The sequence below is a fragment of the Ruminococcus sp. genome, from assembly GCF_019417665.1.
Lineage (GTDB): Bacteria > Bacillota > Clostridia > Oscillospirales > Ruminococcaceae > Ruminococcus_C.
This window is the reverse complement of record NZ_DXUU01000018.1, coordinates 20,517-43,095: the sequence shown is the minus strand read 5'-3', so window position 1 is coordinate 43,095 and position 22,579 is coordinate 20,517. Positions and strand designations below refer to the sequence as shown.

General features: G+C 49.0%; 28 protein-coding genes. 21 read left to right on the top strand and 7 right to left on the bottom strand.

Translation table 11 applies throughout. From position 1 onward, the window contains the following. Window positions 1-10: 10 nt before the first annotated feature. Genes panB through coaBC form a run of 4 tightly spaced genes read left to right on the top strand, consistent with a single transcriptional unit; the run spans window position 11 to window position 3,302 of the window. The gene (panB, locus tag QZ375_RS06600; protein WP_295217113.1) at window positions 11-850 is read left to right on the top strand and encodes a 3-methyl-2-oxobutanoate hydroxymethyltransferase; all 840 of its coding nucleotides are present in this window, start codon (window positions 11-13) and stop codon (window positions 848-850) included. Window positions 851-852: 2 nt separating this feature from the next. Continuing rightward, window positions 853-1,713: a pantoate--beta-alanine ligase gene (panC, locus tag QZ375_RS06595; protein WP_295217110.1), complete on the top strand. Its 861-nt coding sequence runs from the start codon at window positions 853-855 to the stop codon at window positions 1,711-1,713. Continuing rightward, on the top strand, window positions 1,710-2,093 hold the full coding sequence (panD, locus tag QZ375_RS06590) for an aspartate 1-decarboxylase (protein ID WP_295217107.1): 384 nt from the start codon (window positions 1,710-1,712) through the stop codon (window positions 2,091-2,093). Before panC ends, panD begins: the two co-directional genes overlap by 4 nt. 9 nt (window positions 2,094-2,102) lie before the next feature. After that, window positions 2,103-3,302 carry a bifunctional phosphopantothenoylcysteine decarboxylase/phosphopantothenate--cysteine ligase CoaBC gene (coaBC, locus tag QZ375_RS06585; protein WP_295217105.1) on the top strand — a complete coding sequence of 400 codons (1,200 nt, stop codon included), beginning with the start codon at window positions 2,103-2,105 and terminating at the stop codon, window positions 3,300-3,302. A 72-nt stretch (window positions 3,303-3,374) separates the two neighbouring features. On the opposite strand, the gene QZ375_RS06580 is transcribed toward coaBC, so the two are convergent. Both QZ375_RS06580 and QZ375_RS06575 read right to left on the bottom strand, forming a co-directional pair. Continuing rightward, entirely contained in the window at window positions 3,375-3,908 is a 534-nt protein-coding gene (locus QZ375_RS06580) for a CarD family transcriptional regulator (RefSeq protein WP_295217101.1), read from the bottom strand. Beyond that, entirely contained in the window at window positions 3,899-4,141 is a 243-nt protein-coding gene (locus QZ375_RS06575) for a hypothetical protein (RefSeq protein ID WP_295217098.1), read from the bottom strand. Before QZ375_RS06575 ends, QZ375_RS06580 begins: the two co-directional genes overlap by 10 nt. 256 nt (window positions 4,142-4,397) lie before the next feature. Between QZ375_RS06575 and QZ375_RS06570 the strand changes: the two genes are divergently transcribed. The 17 genes from QZ375_RS06570 (at window position 4,398) to QZ375_RS06490 (ending at window position 18,882) form a co-directional block, all read left to right on the top strand. Next, window positions 4,398-5,222: a sigma-70 family RNA polymerase sigma factor gene (locus QZ375_RS06570; RefSeq protein WP_295217095.1), complete on the top strand. Its 825-nt coding sequence runs from the start codon at window positions 4,398-4,400 to the stop codon at window positions 5,220-5,222. Window positions 5,223-5,422: 200 nt separating this feature from the next. Further along, window positions 5,423-5,758, top strand: a complete 336-nt coding sequence (locus QZ375_RS06565; protein WP_295217092.1) for an anti-sigma factor antagonist — start codon at window positions 5,423-5,425, stop codon at window positions 5,756-5,758. After that, window positions 5,755-6,201: an anti-sigma F factor gene (spoIIAB, locus tag QZ375_RS06560; protein WP_295217088.1), complete on the top strand. Its 447-nt coding sequence runs from the start codon at window positions 5,755-5,757 to the stop codon at window positions 6,199-6,201. Before QZ375_RS06565 ends, spoIIAB begins: the two co-directional genes overlap by 4 nt. Then, entirely contained in the window at window positions 6,186-6,848 is a 663-nt protein-coding gene (locus QZ375_RS06555) for a sigma-70 family RNA polymerase sigma factor (RefSeq protein WP_295217085.1), read from the top strand. Before spoIIAB ends, QZ375_RS06555 begins: the two co-directional genes overlap by 16 nt. Window positions 6,849-7,025: 177 nt before the next feature. Beyond that, a complete protein-coding gene (locus tag QZ375_RS06550) occupies window positions 7,026-8,879 on the top strand; it encodes a TIGR03960 family B12-binding radical SAM protein (protein WP_295217082.1) in 1,854 nt (617 codons plus the stop codon). Continuing rightward, on the top strand, window positions 8,872-9,528 hold the full coding sequence (locus QZ375_RS06545) for a TIGR03936 family radical SAM-associated protein (protein WP_295217080.1): 657 nt from the start codon (window positions 8,872-8,874) through the stop codon (window positions 9,526-9,528). Before QZ375_RS06550 ends, QZ375_RS06545 begins: the two co-directional genes overlap by 8 nt. A 250-nt stretch (window positions 9,529-9,778) precedes the next feature. Continuing rightward, window positions 9,779-10,123, top strand: coding sequence for a 50S ribosomal protein L19 (gene rplS / locus QZ375_RS06540; RefSeq protein WP_295217078.1), 345 nt, complete (start codon window positions 9,779-9,781; stop codon window positions 10,121-10,123). Window positions 10,124-10,374: 251 nt separating this feature from the next. After that, on the top strand, window positions 10,375-11,019 hold the full coding sequence (gene lepB, locus QZ375_RS06535; protein ID WP_295217074.1) for a signal peptidase I: 645 nt from the start codon (window positions 10,375-10,377) through the stop codon (window positions 11,017-11,019). A gap of 46 nt (window positions 11,020-11,065) precedes the next feature. Beyond that, window positions 11,066-11,950: a ribosome biogenesis GTPase YlqF gene (gene ylqF, locus QZ375_RS06530; RefSeq protein ID WP_295217069.1), complete on the top strand. Its 885-nt coding sequence runs from the start codon at window positions 11,066-11,068 to the stop codon at window positions 11,948-11,950. A gap of 2 nt (window positions 11,951-11,952) precedes the next feature. Further along, the gene (gene rnhB, locus QZ375_RS06525; protein ID WP_295217066.1) at window positions 11,953-12,588 is read left to right on the top strand and encodes a ribonuclease HII; all 636 of its coding nucleotides are present in this window, start codon (window positions 11,953-11,955) and stop codon (window positions 12,586-12,588) included. Beyond that, window positions 12,575-12,952 (top strand): YraN family protein, encoded by a 378-nt coding sequence (locus QZ375_RS06520; protein WP_295217062.1) that lies wholly within the window; start codon window positions 12,575-12,577, stop codon window positions 12,950-12,952. Before rnhB ends, QZ375_RS06520 begins: the two co-directional genes overlap by 14 nt. Window positions 12,953-12,984: 32 nt before the next feature. Beyond that, a complete protein-coding gene (thrC, locus tag QZ375_RS06515) occupies window positions 12,985-14,484 on the top strand; it encodes a threonine synthase (protein ID WP_295217059.1) in 1,500 nt (499 codons plus the stop codon). Between the two features lie 11 nt (window positions 14,485-14,495). Next, entirely contained in the window at window positions 14,496-15,194 is a 699-nt protein-coding gene (locus QZ375_RS06510) for a metallophosphoesterase (RefSeq protein ID WP_295217055.1), read from the top strand. 122 nt (window positions 15,195-15,316) lie between these two features. Next, window positions 15,317-16,651 (top strand): trigger factor, encoded by a 1,335-nt coding sequence (gene tig, locus QZ375_RS06505; protein ID WP_295217052.1) that lies wholly within the window; start codon window positions 15,317-15,319, stop codon window positions 16,649-16,651. A 168-nt stretch (window positions 16,652-16,819) separates the two neighbouring features. Further along, window positions 16,820-17,410, top strand: a complete 591-nt coding sequence (clpP, locus tag QZ375_RS06500) for an ATP-dependent Clp endopeptidase proteolytic subunit ClpP (RefSeq protein ID WP_295217049.1) — start codon at window positions 16,820-16,822, stop codon at window positions 17,408-17,410. 12 nt (window positions 17,411-17,422) lie between these two features. Beyond that, entirely contained in the window at window positions 17,423-18,721 is a 1,299-nt protein-coding gene (clpX, locus tag QZ375_RS06495) for an ATP-dependent Clp protease ATP-binding subunit ClpX (protein WP_295217047.1), read from the top strand. Then, a complete protein-coding gene (locus tag QZ375_RS06490; RefSeq protein WP_295217045.1) occupies window positions 18,721-18,882 on the top strand; it encodes a hypothetical protein in 162 nt (53 codons plus the stop codon). Before clpX ends, QZ375_RS06490 begins: the two co-directional genes overlap by 1 nt. Before the next feature lie 48 nt (window positions 18,883-18,930). On the opposite strand, the gene QZ375_RS06485 is transcribed toward QZ375_RS06490, so the two are convergent. The 5 genes from QZ375_RS06485 to QZ375_RS06465 form a co-directional block, all read right to left on the bottom strand. Next, window positions 18,931-19,599 carry a DUF6198 family protein gene (locus QZ375_RS06485; protein WP_295217043.1) on the bottom strand — a complete coding sequence of 223 codons (669 nt, stop codon included), beginning with the start codon at window positions 19,597-19,599 and terminating at the stop codon, window positions 18,931-18,933. 68 nt (window positions 19,600-19,667) lie between these two features. Further along, a complete protein-coding gene (locus tag QZ375_RS06480; protein ID WP_295217040.1) occupies window positions 19,668-20,258 on the bottom strand; it encodes a thiamine phosphate synthase in 591 nt (196 codons plus the stop codon). Continuing rightward, window positions 20,252-21,421 carry a 2-iminoacetate synthase ThiH gene (gene thiH / locus QZ375_RS06475; protein ID WP_295217036.1) on the bottom strand — a complete coding sequence of 390 codons (1,170 nt, stop codon included), beginning with the start codon at window positions 21,419-21,421 and terminating at the stop codon, window positions 20,252-20,254. The genes QZ375_RS06480 and thiH overlap by 7 nt, the downstream gene beginning before the upstream one ends. A gap of 16 nt (window positions 21,422-21,437) precedes the next feature. Then, window positions 21,438-22,217, bottom strand: coding sequence for a thiazole synthase (locus QZ375_RS06470; protein WP_295217033.1), 780 nt, complete (start codon window positions 22,215-22,217; stop codon window positions 21,438-21,440). Further along, window positions 22,198-22,575, bottom strand: coding sequence for a hypothetical protein (locus tag QZ375_RS06465; RefSeq protein ID WP_295217031.1), 378 nt, complete (start codon window positions 22,573-22,575; stop codon window positions 22,198-22,200). Before QZ375_RS06465 ends, QZ375_RS06470 begins: the two co-directional genes overlap by 20 nt. Window positions 22,576-22,579: the final 4 nt, after the last annotated feature.

Here is a 22,579-nt window from a genome sequence, read left to right as displayed (position 1 = left end):
GGAATTGAATATGAAACAAACGGTACAGACGCTTCAGGCAAAGAAACAGCAGGGAGAAAAGATCGCAATGCTCACCTGCTATGATTATTCCACAGCAAAACTGATGGATGCCGCCGGAATGGATATGCTGTTGGTGGGAGACTCTCTGGGCAATGTGATCCTTGGGTATGAGGATACCATTTCTGTCACCATGGAGGATATGATCCATCATACGGCAGCAGTTGCAAGAGGGACAAAAAATGCCCTGGTTGTTGCGGACATGCCGTTTTTGTCATATCAGACCTCGGTCTATGATGCCGTGGTCAATGCCGGTCGGCTTATGAAAGAGGGAAGAGCTGGTGCCGTGAAGCTGGAAGGCGGTGAAGTGGTCTGTGAACAGATCCGTGCCATTGTGAACGCTTCGATCCCGGTGGTTGCCCATCTGGGCATGACACCTCAGTCGGTCAATACTCTGGGGGGATTCAAGGTTCAGGGGAAATCCTTGGAAGCAGCACGTAAGCTTCTTTCCGATGCAAAAGCCGTGGAAGAAGCTGGTGCTTTTGCTGTAGTGCTGGAATGTGTTCCGGCAAAGCTGGCAGAGCTGGTCTCCAGAAAGTTGTCCATTCCCACTATTGGCATTGGCGCCGGGGCAGGCTGTGATGGACAGGTGCTGGTATATCAGGATATGCTGGGGATGTTCTCAGACTATTGCCCAAAATTTGTCCGGAAATTTGCTGATGTAGGTACTGTGATGCGGGATGCATTTGCACTATATCAAGAAGAAATGCAAAAGGGCAATTTCCCAGCGCAGGAGCACACCTTTTCGATTTCAGATGAAGTGATGGCACAGTTGGAACAGGAGGCCGAATGATCATGAATATTACAGAAACCGTTGCAGAAGTACGGAAGCAGATAAAAGCATGGCGCAAGGATGGGTTGACCGTAGGACTAGTGCCTACCATGGGGTATCTCCACGAGGGACATCAGAGCCTGATTGCCCGTGCTTGTCAGGAGAATGACCGTGTTGTTGTCAGTGTATTTGTCAATCCCACCCAGTTTGGCCCTAACGAGGATCTTGCCAGCTATCCTAGAGATTTACAGCATGACGCAGCCCTTTGTGAAAGCACCGGAGCAGATCTGATTTTCCATCCCACGCCGGAGGAGATGTATCCCAAGGGCTTTTGCAGTTTTGTGGATATGGATGTGCTCACAAAGGAACTGTGCGGACTGAGCCGTCCGGTACATTTTCGCGGCGTCTGCACAGTGGTTTCCAAGCTGTTCCATATTGTTCAGCCGGATCGTGCTTATTTTGGCGAAAAGGATGCCCAGCAGCTGGCAGTGATCCGCCGTATGGTGCTGGATCTGAATATGGACATTGAGATCGTGGGCTGCCCCATTGTCCGGGAGGCAGACGGACTTGCAAAAAGTTCCCGCAATACCTACCTCAGCCCAGAGGAACGCAAGGCGGCATTGGTGCTCAGCCGGAGTATTTTTGCCGGAAAGCAGCTGGCAGAACTGGGTGAGACCGATGCGAAAAATCTAGTGCAGAAAATGACAGAGATCATTGAAGCTGAGCCGCTGGCGAAAATTGATTATGTGAAAGTGGTTGACCTCATGACCATGCAGCAGATCGAAACACTCGATCGTCCATTCCTGGCGGCAATGGCTGTGTATATCGGCAAGACACGGCTCATTGACAACTTTATGATGCAGACAGGAGGTGCTGTGCAGTGACCATTACTATGCTCAAGGGGAAAATTCACCGTGCTACAGTGACCCAGGCGGAGTTGAACTATGTGGGCAGCATTACCGTAGATGCAGATCTGTTGGATGCTGCCGGGATTCTGGAGTATGAAGCAGTGCAGGTGGTCAATATTGCTAACGGCAACCGTTTTATGACCTATACCATTGCCGGAGAACGGGGCAGCGGTGTCATTTGCCTCAATGGTGCGGCTGCACGCCAGGCGCAGACCGGGGATAAGGTGATCCTCATGACATATGCCCAGGTAACACCCGAAGAGGCAGCACAGATGCAGCCTCGTGTGGTGCTGGTGGATGAAAACAATGCTGTACGACAGATCTCTCATTACGAGAAGCACGGCGAACTGGCTTGAGGTGAGTAGATGCTGCAAGGGAAAACAGTGGTTCTCGGTGTGACAGGCAGTATTGCCGCCTATAAGATCGCCTCGCTGGCGAGCTGTTTAGTGAAGCTTCATGCGGATGTGCATGTTATCATGACACAAAATGCTACCCATTTTATTACACCTATTACCTTTGAGACTTTGACGGGAAATAAGTGTCTGGTGGATACTTTTGACCGGAATTTTCAGTTTCATGTGGCGCATGTGAGTCTGGCACAGCGTGCAGATTTGATGCTGATTGCACCGGCTTCAGCAAATGTCATCGGCAAGATGGCAAACGGCATTGCAGATGATATGCTGACTACGACGGTGATGGCATGTACTGCGCCGGTGTTGATCTCGCCGGCGATGAATACCCATATGTACGAAAATCCCATTGTACAGGATAATTTGGACAAGCTGCGTCGTTTCGGGTATACGGTGATCGAACCGGCAGTGGGAATGCTTGCCTGTCGGGATGTGGGCGCCGGGAAAATGCCGGAGCCGGAAGTGCTGCTGGACTATATTCTCCGGGAGATCGCCTGTGAAAAGGATTTGCAAGGCAAAAAAATTCTGGTGACGGCAGGACCAACTCAGGAGGCATTGGATCCGGTACGATATTTGACAAATCATTCCACCGGAAAAATGGGTTATGCCATTGCACGGTGTGCGATGCTGCGTGGTGCAGAAGTGACCCTTGTGACCGGGGTGACTGCTCTGGAACCGCCACCCTTTGTAGAAGTTGTGCATGTGGTTTCGGCTGCGGAAATGTTTGATGCAGTGATTTCTCGTGCGCCGGAACAGGATGCGGTCATCAAATCGGCAGCTGTGGCGGATTATCGCCCAGCGGAAATTGCGGCGGAAAAACAGAAAAAACATGATGGGGAGATGCAGATCCCCCTGACAAGGACGCAGGATATTTTGGCTTATCTGGGGGAACACAAACGGGAAGGGCAGTTTCTCTGCGGTTTTTCCATGGAGACACAGAACATGCTGGAGAATTCCAGAGAAAAGCTGAAGCGAAAGCATCTCGATATGATCTGTGCCAATAATCTCAAGGTATTGGGTGCTGGTTTCGGGACAGACACCAATGTGGTAACACTGATTCAAAAGGACAGCGAACGGGAATTGCCGCTGCTGTCGAAAGAAGCTGTGGGAGACGCTATTTTAGATATCATCCGGGATTTCTGGCATAATGTATAAAAACAAAAACGGACAGTTTCAAGGAATTTTCCTGAAGCTGTCCGTTTTTTATGTATAGAGTTTCATGTGATTTTATACAGATTTCAGACGATTAACAATAAAGTTATGTACTTGATCCGGTTTGATGTCCAAGACAATGCCGAATTCCTGATACATCCGGGATTCCGCAGCGTGCATCGCTGCCTCGTCTGCCGCAGCTAATTTGTGACCAGTGCTGCGCTTGCGTTCCTGCTGCTGATGCAGAGTACGCATCATTTGGATCATTTCCCGGTAATCATCGCTGTGGAGAATGGACTGAAAGATGCCCCGGCGTTCCCGGCTGTTATTGCACCATTCCTGTTCTGTTTCCTTTGTCATTTCATCGATGAGGCTGTAGATCTGATCCTTTGTCAGAAGGCGGCGCAGCCGCTCCGGTGCACGTTCTATCGGGACGTAATACGTAGAATGAGAGCCGTCGATCGGGCGTAATTTATAGTAAGCTTCTTCGTGTTCTCCGTCAAAGGAACGGTTTTCAAGGGCAACAACCTGGCATACGCCGGAGCTGCCGTAGGAAACATATTCATTGGGCTGAAATTCTGCGTTTGATGTATTGTGTGTCATTTCCATGGCATATTCCCTCCGTAGTATTTTTTTGCGATCCTGCGCTGCTGTTCTTCAGGCAAAGATGCCATGCGTGACTGCCAGGCTGCCGCAGCTCTGCGGTCCTGTGCAGACGTTCGCCGGAAGGAACAGCTTGTTCCATGGCATCGGCAAGATTTCATCAGTTCGCAAACTGATCCCTCTGCCAGCCAGATACACTCTGTAGTTGTTCCATCCGGCGTATTTTGTGACATTTGCATTATGACCTCCTGCCAGCAGAACGCAATACGTTCAGTATGATTTGATTCCTATGTTCCATTATAACATATTTTTTGTGTAAATGCTAGAGGTATTTTTCACAAATACGCTCGTGTAAAAACTGTGCAACTTGATAGAACAGTACGTTTTTATATTTTTGTTTTGAAGAATATTTTAGTTATTCTAGTTCTGAAAAACTGAATTGTTATAATAAGACGTACCAGAACAGAAATTGTCAAATAGGAGGAATGGCCATAAATGGACGAACAAACATATGCAACAGAACACAGGAAAACAGCAGATATCAATATGGACAGCAACGAGAATTTGTGCGTGCGGATCCAGCAGGGTGACGCGAGGGCGAAAGATCTTCTTTTATTGCAGAATGAAGGCATGATTCATACAGTGGCATGGCGTGAACGACGGCGTTATGCTTATCTTTCTCTGGAACTGGAGGATTTGTGGGCAGCCGGACAGATCGGGCTACTTCGTGCGGCAAAAATGTTTCGTGTGGAAACAGGAAATCAGTTTGCAACGTATGCCTGGATTCATGTGCGCCAGGCAGTGCAGCGTGAGATCATGAATGGGGGAACGACTATCCGCATTCCGGTACATCTTCACGACCGTATGCACAAGCTGTCCATTTACCGGGAGCCCTTTACCATGGTCAATTATCAGGCACTGGCAGAACGTGTCACAGAAGAAGAGCCAGAGGGGCATGGTCTGACAGAAGAGGAAGTCAGGGAATATCTCTGCAAGGTAGAACCGCTTTGCAATTTGCGCAGTCTCAATGAAACCCTGACATTAGATGGGGAAACGGAACGGCAGGAGATGCTTTCTGCTCCAGATGAACAGACGCCGGATGAGATCGTTAGCAGTCGGATCTTTCTGGAACAGTGCCTGGCACAGCTTTCTGTTCGGGAACGGGATGTGATCGCTATGCGCTATGGGCTGGACGGCTATCCGGAATTGACTCTGGTGCAGGTAGGAGAACATCTTCAGGTGACAAAAGAACGTGTCCGTCAGCTGGAACAGCGTGCTATCAAAAAAATGCGGGCATGGAGCGGAAATGCGAATAAATAATTAGAGCGTGTTCGGATTTATGCGAACATGCGCCAAGGCAACACTGCGTAATTTTTGTGCGGTGTTGCTTTTATTTTTCATTGAACATGTCGAGTTTTGCGATACTTTTTTCCGGCAATCGTCGTCATTTGACAGAAAAGCTTTTTGAAATGTCGTATAATAGCAATAGAGTACTCAAAGCAGAAAGGATGAAAAAAGTTATGGCTGTTGTACTGCAAACGCAGGAAAAAACATTGATCGCTATATTAAGCGGAGAAATTGATCATCACTGTGCACGACCCATGCGTGCGGAAATTGATGAGAAGATCGAACAGTGCCAGCCGGAAGTACTGGTGCTGGATTTTGCCGGGGTGACATTTATGGATAGCTCCGGGATCGGTCTCATTATGGGGCGGCACCGCTGTATGGGAGAGATCGGCGGAGAAGTGATCATTCGGAATCCGCCGGAACATATCCGGCGTGTCATGCGGATCTCAGGCATGGAACGGATCGCACATATTCAGATGGACGCACAAGAAGGGAGGCAGGACATATGAAAACCATTAATGCAGTCAAATTTATATTCCCGGGAATCTCGGAAAATGAGCGCACTGCCCGTGCCGTTGTTTCGGCGTTTCTGGTGCAGCTGGATCCTACAGTAGAGGAACTTGCTGACATCCGCACAGCTGTTTCCGAAGCCGTTACCAATGCCATTGTACATGGTTATCGAAATGGCAGCGGTGATGTGGAGTTACATATGAAATTGCTGGAAAATCGTGAGATCTATCTGCGTATCAAAGACCGTGGCTGCGGCATTTCTGACGTGGAACAGGCAATGCAGCCTCTTTTCACAACAGCGCCGGAGGAAGAACGTGCCGGGCTGGGATTTGCTGTTATGGAAAGCTTTATGGATAAGCTCCAGGTGAAGAGCAAACCGGGGCAGGGGACTACGGTGACGATGCGCAAAAAACTGGGAGAACCGCCATGTCGGGTGAAGTGACGGTACCTCGTGCAGAGGATCATCTGGGGCTGGTGCATCTCTGTGCCAATCGGTTTCGAAACCGGGGCATTGAGTATGACGAGCTGTATTCCGCCGGGTGTGTAGGACTTTTGAAAGCGGTAAAAGCTTTCGACAGCAGCCGTGGCGTGCAGTTTTCTACCTATGCTGTTCCGGTGATACTGGGGGAGATCAAGCGGCTGTTCCGGGACGGCGGCGTGGTGCATATCAGCCGGAGTCTCCGGGAACGTGCTATGAAGCTACAGCGGTTACAGGAGCAGTTCGAACAGCAGAATGGCAGGTCGCCTACAGTTTCTGAATTGAGCGAAGCCAGCGGTGACACCATTGAAGAATGTGCCGAAGCCCTTTGTGTGACACAGGCACCGCTTTCTCTGACACGAAGCGATGAGGACGATGAGGACAGCCAGTTTGATATTCCTGTGGAGGCGCCGGATCGGCAGATCGGAGATCTGCTGTCTCTGCGGCAGTCTATGGCGGCATTAGAACCCAAAGACCGGATGCTTCTGGAATTGCGTTATTTTCGGGAGATGACCCAGAGTAAGACAGCGGCAGTGTTGGGCATGTCTCAAGTGCAGGTTTCCCGGCGGGAGAAAAAGCTGCTGGCACAGCTGCGGCAATCATTGGAATAGAATTGTGGGAGCGTTTTGCTCCCATTTTTTATGTACACTTGCAATTTGTCAGAAAATCATGTATAATGATAGTAAAGAAGAAATTCAGAATGATTAATTCAGGATTATTATTTATCGCTGTAGGCGATACTAACATTTTCTTTAAATGATTGATCAGGAAAGAGAACGAAATGCCTTATGAATGTATTATCCAAAATTGAACCTCTGCTGATGCAAGTGCAGAAGCCAGCACAGTATATCGGCGGTGAAGTGGGGAGTATTGTAAAGGAACGAGATAAAGTCGATGTCCGCTTTGCCTTTTGTTTCCCTGACACCTATGAGATTGGCATGTCCCATCTGGGCATGAAGATCCTGTACAGTCTCATCAATACCCGGGAGAATTATTGGTGCGAACGTGTTTTTGCACCGTGCGCCGATTTTGAAGCACTTATGCGGGAACATGATATTCCGCTGTATGCCCTGGAAAGCCTTGATGCCGTCAATACCTTTGATATGGTAGGCTTTACGCTGCAATATGAGCTGTCATATACCAATATTTTGAATATGCTGGATCTTGCCGGGATTCCGCTGTACGCAAAAGACCGTGGTGAGACCCTTTCTCCCATTGTTTTTGCCGGCGGTCCCTGCGTATGCAATCCGGAACCTCTGGCGGATTTCTTTGATCTGTTCATCCTCGGCGAGGGGGAAGAGGTCAATTTGGAAATGATGGATCTCTATTATAACATGAAGCAAGCTGGTGCGTCTCGTTCGGAATTTTTGCGTGCTGCGGCACAAATTCCTGGTATTTATGTACCATCGCTGTACGATGTCACCTATCACGAGGACGGCACTGTCTTGGCAGTGACACCCAGAGACAATGCGCCGGCAACCATACAGAAGCGGATCGTGGACGATATGGACAAGGTATTTTACCCGGAGACATTTGTGGTTCCTTTTGTGGAAACGGTGCACGACCGTGCAGTGGAGGAGGTGCTTCGTGGCTGTATCCGTGGCTGTCGGTTTTGTCAGGCAGGTTTTCTGTATCGTCCTTTCCGGGAAAAATCCCCGGAAACCATCCAGCGTCAGTGTCGTGATCTCTGCGATTCCACCGGGTATCAGGAAATTTCTCTTTCTTCCCTGAGCACCAGCGATCACAGCCGTTTGGAGGAAACTTTGAATGGTCTGCTGCCTTATCTGGAATCTCATCGCATTAACCTGACGCTGCCGTCTCTGCGTGTGGATAATTTTTCCAGGGAACTTATGGATCGTATTCAGGGCGTCCGCAAAAGCAGCCTTACTTTTGCCCCTGAAGCAGGTACTCAGCGGCTGCGTGATGTCATCAATAAAAATGTCACTGAGGAAGAACTCATGCGCACTGCGAAAATCGCTTTTTCCGGCGGTTTTACTAATGTAAAGCTCTACTTTATGATGGGACTGCCCACAGAGGACAAGGATGACATTGCCGGGATTGCTCAGCTGGCAGAACGTATGATTGCCCTGTTTTATGAAACATCGGATCGTCCAAAGGGAAAGTCCATCCAGATTTCCATCAGCGTGGCAACGTTTGTGCCGAAGCCTTTTACGCCCTTTGAATTTGAACCGCAGATTGATCGGGAACAATTGAAAGAACGACAGCAGCATTTAATTGAATCCATTCAGCCCAGAAACCGGAAAAAAATCAAGGTCAGCTGGCATACCTATGAGATCAGTTTTCTGGAGGCAGTGCTGGCACGGGGAGACCGACGGCTTGTTCCTGTGATCGAACAGGCATGGCGTAACGGCAGCAAATTCGACAGTTGGAGCGAATATTTCAATTATGAAAACTGGCAGCGTGCTTTTGATGCCTGCGGCATTGATCCGGCATTTTATGCAAACCGGACACGCAGCTATGACGAAGTATTCCCCTGGGATCACCTGGATTATCTGGTGGACAAGTCCTTTTTTATCCGGGAGAACCAGACGGCGCATACATCACAGACTACGCCTCACTGCCGTGCCAAGTGTGCTGGTTGCGGTGTGAACAGAAAGATCGGGAGGGCTTGCTTTGAATAATACTGTACGCATGCGTTTTGCCAAAACCGGCAGAGCCAAATATATTTCCCATCTGGATCTGATCCGCTGCCTTCAGCGTGCAGTCTGCCGTGCGGGACTTCCAGCAGCATATTCTGGTGGATTCCATCCACATATGCAAACCTCTTTTGCGGCGACGCTGCCTTTGGGATTTACCAGTACATCGGAGATCCTGGAACTGGGACTGACGGAAGAAATGCCCTATGGCGAAGTCATGGAACGATTGAACGATGTTCTGCCGGAGGATATCCGCATCCTGAAAGCAGGTGCACCCCAGTTTGCGTTCAAGGAACTGACCTATGCGCTGTACACTGTGGAATTGCCCTGTGATGACCCGACACAGCTTCGCACGGACTTGGATCAATTTCTGGCACAGCCGGAGATATTGGCACAGAAAAAAACCAAAAAGGGTTTGAAAGAGATCGACTTGAAGCCTATGACAGAAGTGACGGATATTCGGGAGGAAATAGGTCGTCTGGTGCTGGAATTGTGTCTTCCGGCAGGCAGCGCTTCCAATCTGAACCCCATGCTTTTGCTGGAAGCATGGCAGAACAGCGCAGGAAATGCGGTGAAATCGCCTAAAATTTGCCGGACGGCACTGCTGACAGCAGAAAGATCAAATTTTTTTTGAAAAAACACTTGCATTTTTTTTCGGAATATGGTATGATATAAAAGCATTTGAAAATCCGCACGTTTTTCGTGTGAGGTTAATGCCGGTCGGGCGCCCGATGGGAATTGGCGGCTCGGCAGTACGACATTAAATCGGACAGTCCGCTGACGTTCGCCATGGAAAAGAATTGGCGTATGTTTCGCCTTCTGACGCTGAACGGGAGTGCAGGAACACGTTTATGAATGTTCGCAAATTTTAGGAGGATATTAAAATGGATGCATTGAAGAAGATCAGCGACGCAAGCCTGAAGCAGGAAGTACCTCAGTTCGGTATCGGTGATACTGTAAAGGTACACGTACGTATCAAGGAAGGCGACAAGAGCCGTATCCAGGTTTTTGAGGGTACAGTCATTGCTAAGAAGCACGGCGGTGTCAGCGAGACCTTTACCGTTCGTCGTGTTGCACACGGCTGCGGCATTGAGCGTGTTTTCCCGCTGCACTCTCCGGTAGTTGAACGTGTAGAGATCGTACGCAAGGGTAAGGTTCGCAGAGCAAAGCTGTATTATCTGCGTGACAGAGTTGGTAAGGCTGCTAAGGTTAAGGAGCAGCTCCGCTAAGATAAGCAGAATTCACTCACAAGCAGCATGCCCTGTAAGGCAATTGTACAAGGCAAAGACAGGCGGGATTTGTGCGCATGTCGTTTTTGCTTCATGACGCCTGCCTGACGGCAGTAAAAAGGGGACAGTATTGTCCTTTTTTTATTATCGGCGGATTGCTTAATAAACACAAGGGGTATTCATTAAAGTGTAACTATAGTGTACAGCTTTTTGGAGATGCCTATAAGGTCTGAGGAATGGAGAGCGATGATATGGAACAGCAGGCAATGGAACATAAGGAGTTAGAGCAGGAACAGGAATCGAAAAAAGGGTCTTTCCTAAGTGATCTGGCAGAAGTTTTTGAAACGGTTTTTGTCTCGATCTTTGTCGTGATCATGCTGTTTGCTTATGTGATCCGTCCGGTGACGGTAGAGGGAGACTCCATGAACGATACCCTTCAAAACGGTGATCGGCTTCTTATGTCGGATTTATTCTATACGCCGGAATACGGTGATATTGTTATCGTGGACAATTCGCATTCTTATTTATTTGATGAAAACGGAACATTGGCAGAAGGCAATGGCTTGCCCCAGGAAAAACGTTTGATCAAACGTGTTATTGCGACCGGCGGACAGAAAGTGGATATCGATTTTTATACTGGAACCGTAACAGTGGACGGCGAAGTGCTTGATGAGCCATATATTAAGGAACTGACGCTTACGCCGGAGGACGGATTTGATTCCTATCCTATCACAGTTCCGGAGGGATACTATTTTGTCATGGGTGACAATCGCAACAACTCGACGGACAGTCGATCCAGCTATGTGGGATTTGTTCCCAGAGATGCCATTCTCGGCAAGGCTGTATTCCGGATCTCTCCGCAGGGTTTTGGTGGGATCTATGGCAATATGGAGTGATCTGTTTTTGAGATGATCCCAGACAACTTGAAAATCGGAGGGAATTATGGCAGAAGAAGTCATGCGGAATATCCAGTGGTTTCCGGGACATATGACAAAAACAAGACGTATGATCGCAGCAAATCTGTCTCTTGTAGATGCTGTGGTAGAGATTCTGGATGCCCGGATTCCCCAGAGCAGCCGCAATCCTGAAATGGATCAGATGGTAGGCACAAAACCACGTTTGCTGCTGCTCAATAAAGCAGATATGGCAGATGCAGCGGCAACTTCACGTTGGATCACAGCATACCGAAAACAAGGTTATGTGGCATTGAGCATGGATTGCCGCAGCGGAAAAGGCGTGTCCGGATTTGCACCTGTTGTCCGGGAACAACTGCTGCCGGATCTTCTTGCAAAACGAGAGGCTCATGGCATGGTGGGTGCACCCATCCGTTTGATGGTGGTGGGGATTCCCAACGTTGGAAAATCGTCCTTTATCAATCGTATGGCGCAGTCAAAACGTGCAAAAGTAGAGGATCGTCCCGGTGTGACTCGTACCAAGCAATGGGTGAAGATCGGCAGCAACATGGAACTGCTGGACATGCCAGGCGTACTCTGGCCGAAATTTGATGACCAGAGTGTGGCACAAAAGCTCGCTTTTACCGGTGCTATCAATGATGATATCATGGATCTGGAAGCTCTTGCCGGGTTGTTGCTGCAAAAGCTGGCTGTATCTTATCCGAAGGCGCTGGAACAGCGCTATCGTATGACAGAGTTGGACGAGATCGCATCGGATGGTTTTGCAATGTTGGAACTGTTGGGCAGAAAACGAGGAATGCTCATTTCTGGCGGTGAAGTCAATACGGAACGGGCAGCGATCACACTGTTGGATGAATTTCGCAGCGGTAAACTGGGACGAATTACTCTGGAGTTGCCGGAACAGGAGGTGTGAGTATGGCAAAACCTGCACCGAAAAAGACAACAGAGGAATTATATGCCTGGGATGCTGATAAGTCAACCGGTGGATCGTTGCTGTGCGGCGTGGATGAAGCCGGCAGAGGACCTCTCGCCGGAGATGTCTATGCAGCCGCAGCAATTCTTGATCCTACGAAACCGTTGATCCCGGGGCTGAATGACAGCAAAAAAATGACTGAAAAAAAACGGGAATCTCTCTATGATCTGGTGATAGATGCTTGCCTGGCATATTGTGTGGCATTTGCAACGGTGGAAGAGATTGAAGAACGGAATATTCTCGGTGCCACTATGCTTGCCATGCAGCGTGCTGTTGCCGGATTATCGGAAGTACCGGGACTAGTGGTGGTGGATGGAAATCGTCTGCCGGAACTGGGCGTGCCGGCGGAGACGGTAATCAAGGGTGATGCGACTTCTGCATCTATTGCTGCGGCGTCCATTCTGGCAAAGGTTTCACGAGATCGAATGCTGCGGAAACTAGATGCCCAGTATCCTCAATATGGTTTTGCGAAGCACAAGGGATACGGTACCAAGGCGCACTGTGAGGCAATTTTACAGTACGGTCCCTGTCCGGCGCATCGTCCCAGCTTTTTGAGAAAGTTATATGAAAACAACTGAGATAGGCCGCCGGGGTGAAGCAGCAGTCTGTGAATGGCTGCGTACCCATGGGTATACGGTAGTACAGCAGAACTTCTGCATTCGGGGCGGCGAAATTGATATTATTGCAGAAAATGGGGAATATCTCGCTTTTGTGGAGGTAAAGACCCGGAAGCCGGGGAGTCTTTCCTCCGGCTATGATGCAGTGACGGAGAAAAAACAGGCTCGTCTGATCCAGACTGCCGCTGTCTGGTGCGCAGCACATCCTACACAGCTGCAGCCGAGGTTCGATATTGCATGTGTTGCCATGCAGGGAAAGCGGATCCTTTCGGTAGATTATCTGGAAAATGCATTTGATACGACGGGCAGTGATTTTATATTTTAGGCAGAATTTCTGCCGGGAAAAGGGTGGTAACAGTGTTTTACAAGAGCACCAGAGACAGCAGCATCCGTGTAGAGAGTGCGGCTGCAATTGCAAAGGGAATTTCAGAAGAAGGCGGTCTGTTTGTACCGGAATCCATTCCGGCGCTTTCTATGGACGAGCTCAAGTCGCTCGCTCCAATGACATATGCACAGCGTGCAGCGTATGTGTTTTCCAAGTATCTGACGGATTTCACAGAGGCTGAGCTTCGCTACTGTACCGAGAGTGCATATACCACAAAGGCATTTGAGACAGAGAATATTGCAGAAATTGCCCATCTGTTCGAGGGAACATACATGTTGGAATTGTGGCATGGTCCGACTTGTGCATTTAAGGATATGGCGCTGCAGATCTTGCCGTACTTCCTGACCACTGCGGTCAAGAAACTTCATATGGACAAGAAGGTCGTTATCCTCGTGGCTACTTCTGGTGATACCGGAAAGGCAGCCCTGGAGGGCTTTAAGGATGTGCCTGGAACAGAGATCATGGTGTTCTACCCGGAGGAAGGCGTCAGCGATATGCAGAAGCGCCAGATGGTGACCCAGGAAGGCGAAAATGTCACGGTTTGCGCTGTAAAGGGCAACTTTGACGATTGTCAGAGCGGCGTTAAGAAGATCTTCACTGATCACGAAGTGCTTGCTGCTTTGGAAAAGGGCGGCCTGACATTCTCAAGCGCCAATTCCATTAACTGGGGGCGGCTGGTACCGCAGATCGTGTACTATGTTTCATCCTATGTTTCCCTGGCGGAGTCCGGTGAGATTGCCTATGGCGACCCCTTGAATGTCGTTGTTCCTACGGGTAACTTTGGCAACATTCTGGCTGCTTATTATGCAAAGATGATGGGCGTGCCTCTTGGAAAGCTGATCTGTGCTTCGAATATCAACAAGGTGCTCACAGACTTTATCCGCACTGGCGTTTATGACCGCAACCGCCAGTTTTATGCAACAACTTCGCCGTCTATGGATATCCTCATTTCCAGCAATCTGGAACGTCTGCTCTATCTGTTGACCGGTGAGGATGACGCACAGATCCGACAGTGGTTTACTGCACTGTCGGAGACAGGTAAGTATGAGGTTTCAGATGCGGTAAAGGCGAAGCTGTCTGATCTGTTCTACGGCGGATTTTGTGATGATGACGCCACAAAGGCAACCATCCATGAGATTTATCAGAAGTACGGTTACACCTGCGATACCCATACAGCAGTAGCTGTAAAGGTATACCAGGATTATCGGAAGGAAACCGGCGATACCACAAAGACGCTCATTGCATCCACGGCAAGCCCCTTCAAGTTCAGCGCAAGCGTGCTGGATGCACTGGGCAAAAAGCCTGCTGACAGTACTGACGAATATGACATGGTGGAACTGCTCCATGAGGCATCTTCTCTGGATATTCCCCAGTCACTGGCAGCGCTGAAAACAAAGCCCCGCCGTTTCACAGGCAGCATCGACAAGTCGGAGATGCAGCAGTTCGTACTCAGCGAACTGCACTTGTCCTGAACGAGGTGATCATGCGGTTATTTACCATTGGTGATCTGCATCTTTCCTTTGGCGTGCCGGAAAAGCCCATGGATATTTTTGGCGGATGGAAAGATTATCAGACACTGTTGGAACAAAGCTGGCGGGAAAAGATTACCGAGGAGGATACTGTGGTGCTTGCCGGGGATTTCTCTTGGGGCATGAATTTACAGCAGGCAGAAGCTGATTTTGCTTTCGTGCAGAAACTGCCGGGAAAAAAGATCTTTCTGAAAGGCAACCATGATTACTGGTGGACATCCTTAAAGAAAATGGAGGACTTTTTTACAGCCCACGGCTTTGATTCACTGCACATTCTGCATAATAACCATTATGCGTTCGGACAGTACGGCATTTGCGGTACACGGGGCTGGGTGAGTATGCAAGGCGAGGCGGCAGATGCGAAGATTCTGGCACGTGAAGTGCAGCGGCTTCAGGTTTCCATCCAGTCGGCTGTCAGTGCTGGGCTGGAACCAATCGTCTTTCTGCACTATCCGCCCATCTATGGTTCGTCTATGAATTATGATATTTTAGAGGTGCTGCACCAGTATCAGATCAAGCAGTGCTACTATGGACATGTACATGGCAAGGGGCATTGTAATGCGTTTCAAGGACGTTATGAAGAGACAGAAATGCACTTGATTTCTAGTGATTATCTACAATTTGTGCCAGAATTGGTGATGCGATTTAGCTAAAATGGAGAAGTGCAAAAATACTCTGGTCAAACCTGCACGAATATGCTATAATAAAGCAGTGTGCATGAAATAAATTCCTGTGCACGCTGTACAGGAAATGCAATAATTGGAGGACATCAACTATGAATTTGAAATCATCAGCAAAAACCGATGTAAACATGACCGAACTGGTTGTGGAAATTGATGCAGAAAGCTTTGAAAAAGCAGTAGAAGCTGCATATCAGCGTCAGAAGAAGAATATTTCTATGCCGGGTTTCCGTAAGGGTAAGGTTCCGCGGAAAATGTGCGAGAGAACCTATGGTGAAAATGTGTTCTACGAGGATGCTGTCAACGCTCTGCTGAATGTAGAATTGCCGGCTCTGATCGTAGATGCTGAACTGGAAATCGTGGATACACCTAAGGTAGAAGTGACTTCTATCAGTAAGGAAGAAGGCGTTTCCCTGAAGGTCATCTGCGTGACTAAGCCGGAGATCAACCTGGTGGACTATAAGGGCATTGAGGCACCGAAGGTTGTCAAAGAGATCACTGACGAAGAGGTGGATCAGCAGATCGAAGCAATGCGTCAGCGCAATGCACGTGTGGTTTCTGTAGATGATCGTGCTGCTGAAATGGGTGATGAAGTAAACTTCAACTTCGAGGGCTTTTTCGGCGATGAAGCTTTTGAAGGCGGCAAGGGCGAAAATTATCAGCTGAAGCTGGGCAGCGGTCAGTTTATTCCGGGCTTCGAGGAACAGGTTGCAGGTCACAACATCGGCGAAGATTTCGATGTGACTGTAACATTCCCGGAAGATTATCAGATGGAGGACTATGCCGGCAAGGAAGCTGTCTTTAAATGCAGTATCAACAGCATTTCTCGTGAAGAACTGCCGGAACTGGATGACGAGTTCGTCAAGGATACTTCTGAGTTTGACACAGTAGACGAGCTGAAGGCTGATGTCCGCAAGAAGCTGGAGGAGAACGCAGAGAATGCAGCTGACAATGCTTTTGAAAATGCTGTGATCATGAAGCTGATTGAAAAGGTAGAGGATCCCATCCCGCACTGCATGTTTGAGCATCGTGCAGATGCACTGATGAATCAGTTTGCAAATCAGCTGAAGGCACAGGGCGTTTCTTTGGATCTGTATCTCCAGTACACTGGTATGGATCAGGATTCTCTGAAGGCAACATATCTGGATCGTGCAGAAAACGAAGTAAAGCTGCGTCTCGCACTGGAAAAGATTGCTGCATTGGAGAACTTGGAAGTATCCGATGAAGATCTGGAAGCTGAGGTTGTAAGACTGGCTGAAGAAAACGGTCTGACACCGGAAGATGTCAAGAAGCGCATCTATGTTGAAGAACTGTGCGGCGACATGCTGGCTACCAAGGCGATGGATCTGGTCAAGGAAGCTGCTGTTCCGACAGATGCACCGGAAGAGGCAGAAGAAGCTCCGGCTGAAGAGGCTGTTTCTGCGGAATAATGAACAAAGTATTTGATGCCGTTTGATAATGGCATTTGCAGTGGGCGAACAGCAGTGTTCGCCCACTGTGATATCTGCACTTTTTTCGAAATATGACGAAAAACAGAAATGCCCTGGAGTGCAAATCCAGAGCTGCGGCAGAAGCCGTATGGAGAAAGGATGATAAACATGAGTAGTTTAGTACCGTACGTTGTTGAACAGACCAGCCGCGGAGAACGTTCCTACGATATTTTCTCGCGCTTGTTGAATGACCGTATCATTATGCTGTCCGACCAGGTAAACGATGCGACGGCTAGCTTGGTCGTAGCACAGCTTCTGTACCTGGAGGGTCAGGACAACGAAAAGGATATCTCCTTGTATATCAACAGTCCGGGCGGTTCTATCACTGCCGGCATGGCAATTTATGATACTATGCAGTATATCAAGTGTGATGTTTCTACTATCTGCATCGGTATGGCAGCATCTATGGGTGCATTCCTGCTGTCCTCTGGTGCAAAGGGAAAGCGTATCGCTCTGCCCAATAGTGAGATTATGATTCACCAGCCGCTGATCTCCGGCGGTCTGTCCGGTCAGTGCACAGATATCAAGATCGCTTCTGATCATCTGGTACGGGTTCGTCAGAAGATGAACGAGATTCTCGCAGAGAATACCGGAAAGCCTTTGGAGGTCATTGAACAGGATACAGAGCGTGACAACTATATGTATGCGGCTGAGGCCAAGGAATATGGTTTGATTGATAAGGTGATCGCACACAGATAAGGGGAACCGAACATGGATGAGAAAAAGGAAAAACGGTGCAACTTCTGCGGTAAATCAGAGCACATGGTCGAAGGCATGATCTCTGCGGCAGATGTCAATATTTGCAGCGAATGCGTGACATATTGCTATGAGATGCTGTACGGTCCGGTGAATCCGGCGTCAGCTGCAAAGTCAAAGAAAAAATCCGCAAAGCAGCCGGCACAGATTCGTCTCTTGAAACCGGCTGAGATTAAAAAGACATTGGATGAATATGTGGTTGGTCAGGATCTGGCGAAAATTACACTTTCTGTTTCTGTTTACAACCATTATAAGCGCATCTTGAATCAGTCTAAGGATGAGGAATCTCGTGATGTAGAACTGCAAAAGAGCAATGTTCTGCTGTTGGGCCCCACCGGTGTGGGAAAAACGTATCTGGCGCAGACACTGGCGAAGATCCTGGACGTTCCCTTTGCCATTGCCGATGCAACGACTATCACCGAAGCTGGCTATGTGGGCGATGACGTGGAGAATGTGCTTCAGCGTCTGTTACAGGCGGCAGATTTTGACGTAGAAGCCGCAGAGCGAGGTATTATCTACATCGACGAGATCGATAAGATCTCCCGGAAGTCGGAAAATGTTTCCTTGACGAGAGATGTCAGCGGCGAAGGCGTGCAGCAGGCGCTTTTGAAGATCATCGAAGGTACTGTATCCAATGTGCCGCCTCAGGGTGGCAGAAAGCACCCCAACCAGGAGTTTATTCACGTGGATACCCGGAATATCCTGTTTATTTGCGGCGGTGCATTTGATGGACTGGAAAAGCTGATCCAGAAGCGTATGACGCCGGCATCTTTGGGCTTTGATGCACCCATTGCACAGCAGAAAAAGGATTTGGTGAATATTTTCCGCCAGGTAACGCCGCAGGATCTGGTGAAGTTTGGTCTGGTGCCGGAACTTGTGGGCAGACTGCCGGTTATCACAACGCTGGACGATTTGGACGAAGAAGCACTGATCCGCATTCTGACTGAGCCGAAAAATGCACTGGTGAAGCAATATCAGAAGCTGTTTGATTTTGATGATATTCAGCTGAAACTGACAGATGATGCGATGGCGGCTGTGGCAAAGGAAGCCATTTCCAGAAAAACTGGTGCCCGTGGTTTACGCTCTATTATGGAAGGTACGCTTATGGACACCATGTATACCACTCCGTCTGTGGAGCACGTCAAGACGATTGTGGTGGATGCGGACTGTGTGAATGGAACCGCACGTCCGAAATTCTATGATGCAGAAGGCAACGAGATTGAAAATGTACCGCCAGTTGAGGTGAGTGCCTGATGGCTGAGCAGGGTATGATGGATGTCAAAAATGTCCGTTTCATGCTGGATTCCCTGAAAATTTTGTTGGAATGCGGCGAAACAGAACATGCCATTCAGCTGATCGACGCTTTCACGGAAGAACTGCAATCGGAACAGAGCGAACCGAGTGCAGCTGAATAAATGCGAAAAACCTGTCTTTGTGGAACTTCCATAAGACAGGTTTTTATATTATTTTTCAGTTTTTGCAGTCAGCAGTTTTTCCATTGGCTTTCGCAGCAGCCCATTGAAGAATTTTACCACAAATCCAGTACATAGCGCCGCAATGACCGTGCCTTCCCGTGTGCCCACAAGAGTACGGAAGAACAGGAAGGAAAGTATCACTGCCAGTATCACACAGCTGATGTCAAAGACAATCTTGACATTGCCGAATTCCTTGTGAATGGTATCCGAGATTGCCTTCACAAAGGCTTCTCCGGAATTCATGATCACATTTGCGATGACCGCAAGGGAAATCCCGAAGCCAAGCACAACTGTTCCGGCGAGAACGAGTCCAAGACGCAGCAGATAGTGGTTCGGTTCAAAAAAGGACAGCATCCAAGTTCCGAAATCTGTGAACCAGCCGAACAGAAATGACAGGGGCACTTGCAGCAGTTGGATCCATTGAAATTTTTTCCGCAGCAGCAGGATCTGTCCAAGGATCAGCATACAGTTCCAGATGATCAGCCAGCTGCCAAGAGACAGTTGCGGGAATTGAAAGCTCATGACATTTGCGACCGAGGAGATGGGAGATACCCCAAGTTCTCCTTTTTTTGTGATTGCCACACCCAATGCACTGAAAAACAGACTGACGATAAATAAGGTATAGCGTTTTGTCAGTTCGATTCTATTTTTATTCATATCAGAAGCCTCTCGCCATTGGTTAATTTGTTATGGAAATACCGATCATAACGGTTTTCCTGTTTCTTTCATAGATTTTGTTTCCAGACAGAAATGGTATCTTCCGGACTGTCGCACTGCATCCACTCCGACATCACACAGCATCCGGCAGCACCTGCCTGACGTACTACATCCTGCTTGTCTGCCGTAATACCGCCGATGGCATAGACTGGAATGGTCACACTCTGGCAGATATCCCGGAGAAATGTCAGCCCCCTGGGCGGCAGATCTGCTTTGCAGGCGGTGGGGAAGATATGCCCAGCAATGAGCCAATCTGCCCCGTGTGCCTGAGCCTGTACCGCTTCTTCCCGGCTGTGCACCGATGCACCAACTGCTGGCAGATGTTGCCAGATAATGCAGGGCAGCTCCAATAGCGTTCTCACTGGCAATTGCACAGGCAGATGCAGCTGTATCGCCGTCTGCACAAAGGTGTTCAGGAGTAGTGTTACCCCATATTTCTCGCAGGTTTTCCGGCAGCGGATCGCCATGTCAGCGTATTCCGGCTCAGGCAGATCTTTTTCTCGGAGGAGAATTGCATCTGTACCGGCGGTTGTGATCCGTTCGATTCGCTGGAAAAAGTCATCTGGACAGAGCCGCCGGTTTGTCACACAGATCAGCATAGTGTATTTGTGTTGATGTAGTCAGTGTAGACTGGCTGCATCCCTTGGGCAAGAATGGCGTCGTGAATCTCTTCCAGGGTACGCGGATCGGAGATTTCAAACTGTGCATCACCCTTTTGCTCTCCTTCGTCATTGTGACCGCCAATTCCCACATTGACGCCAGCGGAAATCTTCGTGGCAGCCAGTGGCAGTACATGATCACGGAATCCGGCACGTTCCCGGGTGGAAATGGTAAAGCTGGCAAAGGGCAGGAAGATCCGACACGCCAGCATCATTTGCAGCAGCTGGGTTTCGTGAACATCGTGGGGATTGGTTTCCTCATGGTTTTTATAAGGGCGGAGTCGTGGAAACGACAGTGCAATTTCAGCATGAGGATATTTTTTTTGCAGCATTGCTGCATGGACACCGGCGGCAAACATATCTTTGCGGAAATCCGCCAGCCCCAGCAGAACGCCAAAGCCTACACCACGCATACCACCCATCAGCGCACGCTCCTGCGCAGAGACACGGTATGGAAAACAGCGTTTTGCACCGGCAGGGTGCATTTCACCATAGCGTTCCAGATCGTATGTCTCCTGGAAAACTGTTACAAAATCCGCACCAGCCTGACGGAGCATGTCATATTCATCCGCATTCATGGGATAGACCTCCAGCCCGATGGTGGAGAAATATTTTTTTGCAATTCTGACAGCTTCTGCAATATATTCCGGACCAGAAACACTGCGGCTTTCCCCGGTCAGAAGCAACACTTCACGCATACCGGTTCTGGCGATCGCCTGCATTTCGGTCTCAATCTCTTCTGCATTCAGCTTACAGCGAGTAATGGGATTTTTGCAGTTGAAGCCGCAGTAAACGCACTGATTTTCACAGTAGTTGGAAATATACAGAGGTGTGAACAGGAGCACATTGTTGCCGAAATGCTTTTCTCGTTCTGCTTTGGCACGCTGTGCCATTTGTTCCAGAAAGGGTTCTGCCGCTGGAGAGAGCAGTGCTGCAAAATCTTCAAAAGAAAGGGCATCCTTGCGGAGTGCAGCCTGGACATCTCCAGCGGTATAGGATGTCGGCTGATAGTGCTCCCGTGCCTGGATGACCCGGTCGAAAATATCCGATTGGATCTGCTGCATACCTGGCTGAAATTCCATAGGGTCATAGATATTTCGCATGAAAACAGCTCCTTTCTCAGTCCTGCAAAAATCCGGTCAAAGGACTGGATGCCTCGGCGCCGGAATCCAGCACACGTCCCAGCTTTGCCAGATAGGCTGTTCGTCCGGCTTCAATGGCGAGCTTGAAAGCATGTGCCATCATGGGACAGTTGTCTGCCGTTGCCACAGCAGTATTTGCCATTACCGCAGCAGCACCCATTTCCATGGCTTCACATGCCTGAGAGGGGGCACCGATGCCGGCGTCTACAATAATGGGCAGGTCGATTTCATCAATGAGAATCTGGATGAAATCCTTGGTGCGCAGACCTTTGTTACTGCCGATGGGCGCACCCAGCGGCATAATGGCAGCTGCACCTGCGTCGGCAAGGCGGCGTGCAGCGATTAAGTCCGGATACATATAGGGCAGTACGTGGAAACCCTCTTTTGCCAGGATCTCTGTGGCACGGATGGTCTCCGTATTGTCCGGCAGGAGGTATTTTGCATCGGGAATCACTTCGATCTTGACAAAATCACCGCAGCCCAGTTCACGGGACAGCCGTGCAATACGGACAGCTTCTTCGGCATTTCTGGCGCCGGAAGTATTGGGCAGCAGTGTCAGATGCTCCGGAAGAAAGTCCAGAATATTCTCCGGGCTGTCGGCATTGGCACGCCGCAGAGCAATAGTAGCAATTTCGCTGCCGCCGTACTCCATAACGTCTCGGATGAGCTGGAGGGAAAACTTTCCGGAACCGAGAATAAACCGGGAATGAAATTCTTTTCCGCCGAGGATCAGCGGATCATTTTGTATTGTCTGCATAAGAATCACCTTTCGTTATATTATTTGTCTCAGTACAATCGGAATCCTGCTTTCGAAACATAAAGTGCAGCAAAACCTGATTTGCAAGAAGTGGTACGCAATAAAATAGAATGGGATCTGCATATCTGCCAATAAAATAGGGCAGTGTGGGCAGATTTGGCAGAAGAAAAAACGACCAGATCAGATACAATGTTATGGGTGGCAGAGCGGCGATGGCAATGTGTTTCAGCCTGCATGCTATGTTGTCCGTACCTTTGCAGAGGTAAAAAATAACCAGCACGATCCATACTATATTGCTGAGCATGGGGACACATCCAACGATACGCAAAAGCCATAGTGTTTTTTTCTGGATCTGCATATTA

Coding starts and splice junctions, on each gene's coding strand:
- panB (WP_295217113.1), top strand. CDS start 11: ATGAAACAAACGGTACAGACGCTTCAGGCAAAGAAACAGCAGGGAGAA.
- panC (WP_295217110.1), top strand. CDS start 853: ATGAATATTACAGAAACCGTTGCAGAAGTACGGAAGCAGATAAAAGCA.
- coaBC (WP_295217105.1), top strand. CDS start 2,103: ATGCTGCAAGGGAAAACAGTGGTTCTCGGTGTGACAGGCAGTATTGCC.
- QZ375_RS06580 (WP_295217101.1), bottom strand. CDS start 3,908: ATGGAAATGACACACAATACATCAAACGCAGAATTTCAGCCCAATGAA.
- QZ375_RS06575 (WP_295217098.1), bottom strand. CDS start 4,141: ATGCAAATGTCACAAAATACGCCGGATGGAACAACTACAGAGTGTATC.
- QZ375_RS06570 (WP_295217095.1), top strand. CDS start 4,398: ATGGACGAACAAACATATGCAACAGAACACAGGAAAACAGCAGATATC.
- QZ375_RS06565 (WP_295217092.1), top strand. CDS start 5,423: ATGGCTGTTGTACTGCAAACGCAGGAAAAAACATTGATCGCTATATTA.
- spoIIAB (WP_295217088.1), top strand. CDS start 5,755: ATGAAAACCATTAATGCAGTCAAATTTATATTCCCGGGAATCTCGGAA.
- QZ375_RS06555 (WP_295217085.1), top strand. CDS start 6,186: ATGTCGGGTGAAGTGACGGTACCTCGTGCAGAGGATCATCTGGGGCTG.
- QZ375_RS06550 (WP_295217082.1), top strand. CDS start 7,026: ATGAATGTATTATCCAAAATTGAACCTCTGCTGATGCAAGTGCAGAAG.
- rplS (WP_295217078.1), top strand. CDS start 9,779: ATGGATGCATTGAAGAAGATCAGCGACGCAAGCCTGAAGCAGGAAGTA.
- lepB (WP_295217074.1), top strand. CDS start 10,375: ATGGAACAGCAGGCAATGGAACATAAGGAGTTAGAGCAGGAACAGGAA.
- ylqF (WP_295217069.1), top strand. CDS start 11,066: ATGGCAGAAGAAGTCATGCGGAATATCCAGTGGTTTCCGGGACATATG.
- rnhB (WP_295217066.1), top strand. CDS start 11,953: ATGGCAAAACCTGCACCGAAAAAGACAACAGAGGAATTATATGCCTGG.
- QZ375_RS06520 (WP_295217062.1), top strand. CDS start 12,575: ATGAAAACAACTGAGATAGGCCGCCGGGGTGAAGCAGCAGTCTGTGAA.
- QZ375_RS06510 (WP_295217055.1), top strand. CDS start 14,496: ATGCGGTTATTTACCATTGGTGATCTGCATCTTTCCTTTGGCGTGCCG.
- tig (WP_295217052.1), top strand. CDS start 15,317: ATGAATTTGAAATCATCAGCAAAAACCGATGTAAACATGACCGAACTG.
- clpP (WP_295217049.1), top strand. CDS start 16,820: ATGAGTAGTTTAGTACCGTACGTTGTTGAACAGACCAGCCGCGGAGAA.
- clpX (WP_295217047.1), top strand. CDS start 17,423: ATGGATGAGAAAAAGGAAAAACGGTGCAACTTCTGCGGTAAATCAGAG.
- QZ375_RS06490 (WP_295217045.1), top strand. CDS start 18,721: ATGGCTGAGCAGGGTATGATGGATGTCAAAAATGTCCGTTTCATGCTG.
- QZ375_RS06485 (WP_295217043.1), bottom strand. CDS start 19,599: ATGAATAAAAATAGAATCGAACTGACAAAACGCTATACCTTATTTATC.
- QZ375_RS06480 (WP_295217040.1), bottom strand. CDS start 20,258: ATGCTGATCTGTGTGACAAACCGGCGGCTCTGTCCAGATGACTTTTTC.
- thiH (WP_295217036.1), bottom strand. CDS start 21,421: ATGCGAAATATCTATGACCCTATGGAATTTCAGCCAGGTATGCAGCAG.
- QZ375_RS06470 (WP_295217033.1), bottom strand. CDS start 22,217: ATGCAGACAATACAAAATGATCCGCTGATCCTCGGCGGAAAAGAATTT.
- QZ375_RS06465 (WP_295217031.1), bottom strand. CDS start 22,575: ATGCAGATCCAGAAAAAAACACTATGGCTTTTGCGTATCGTTGGATGT.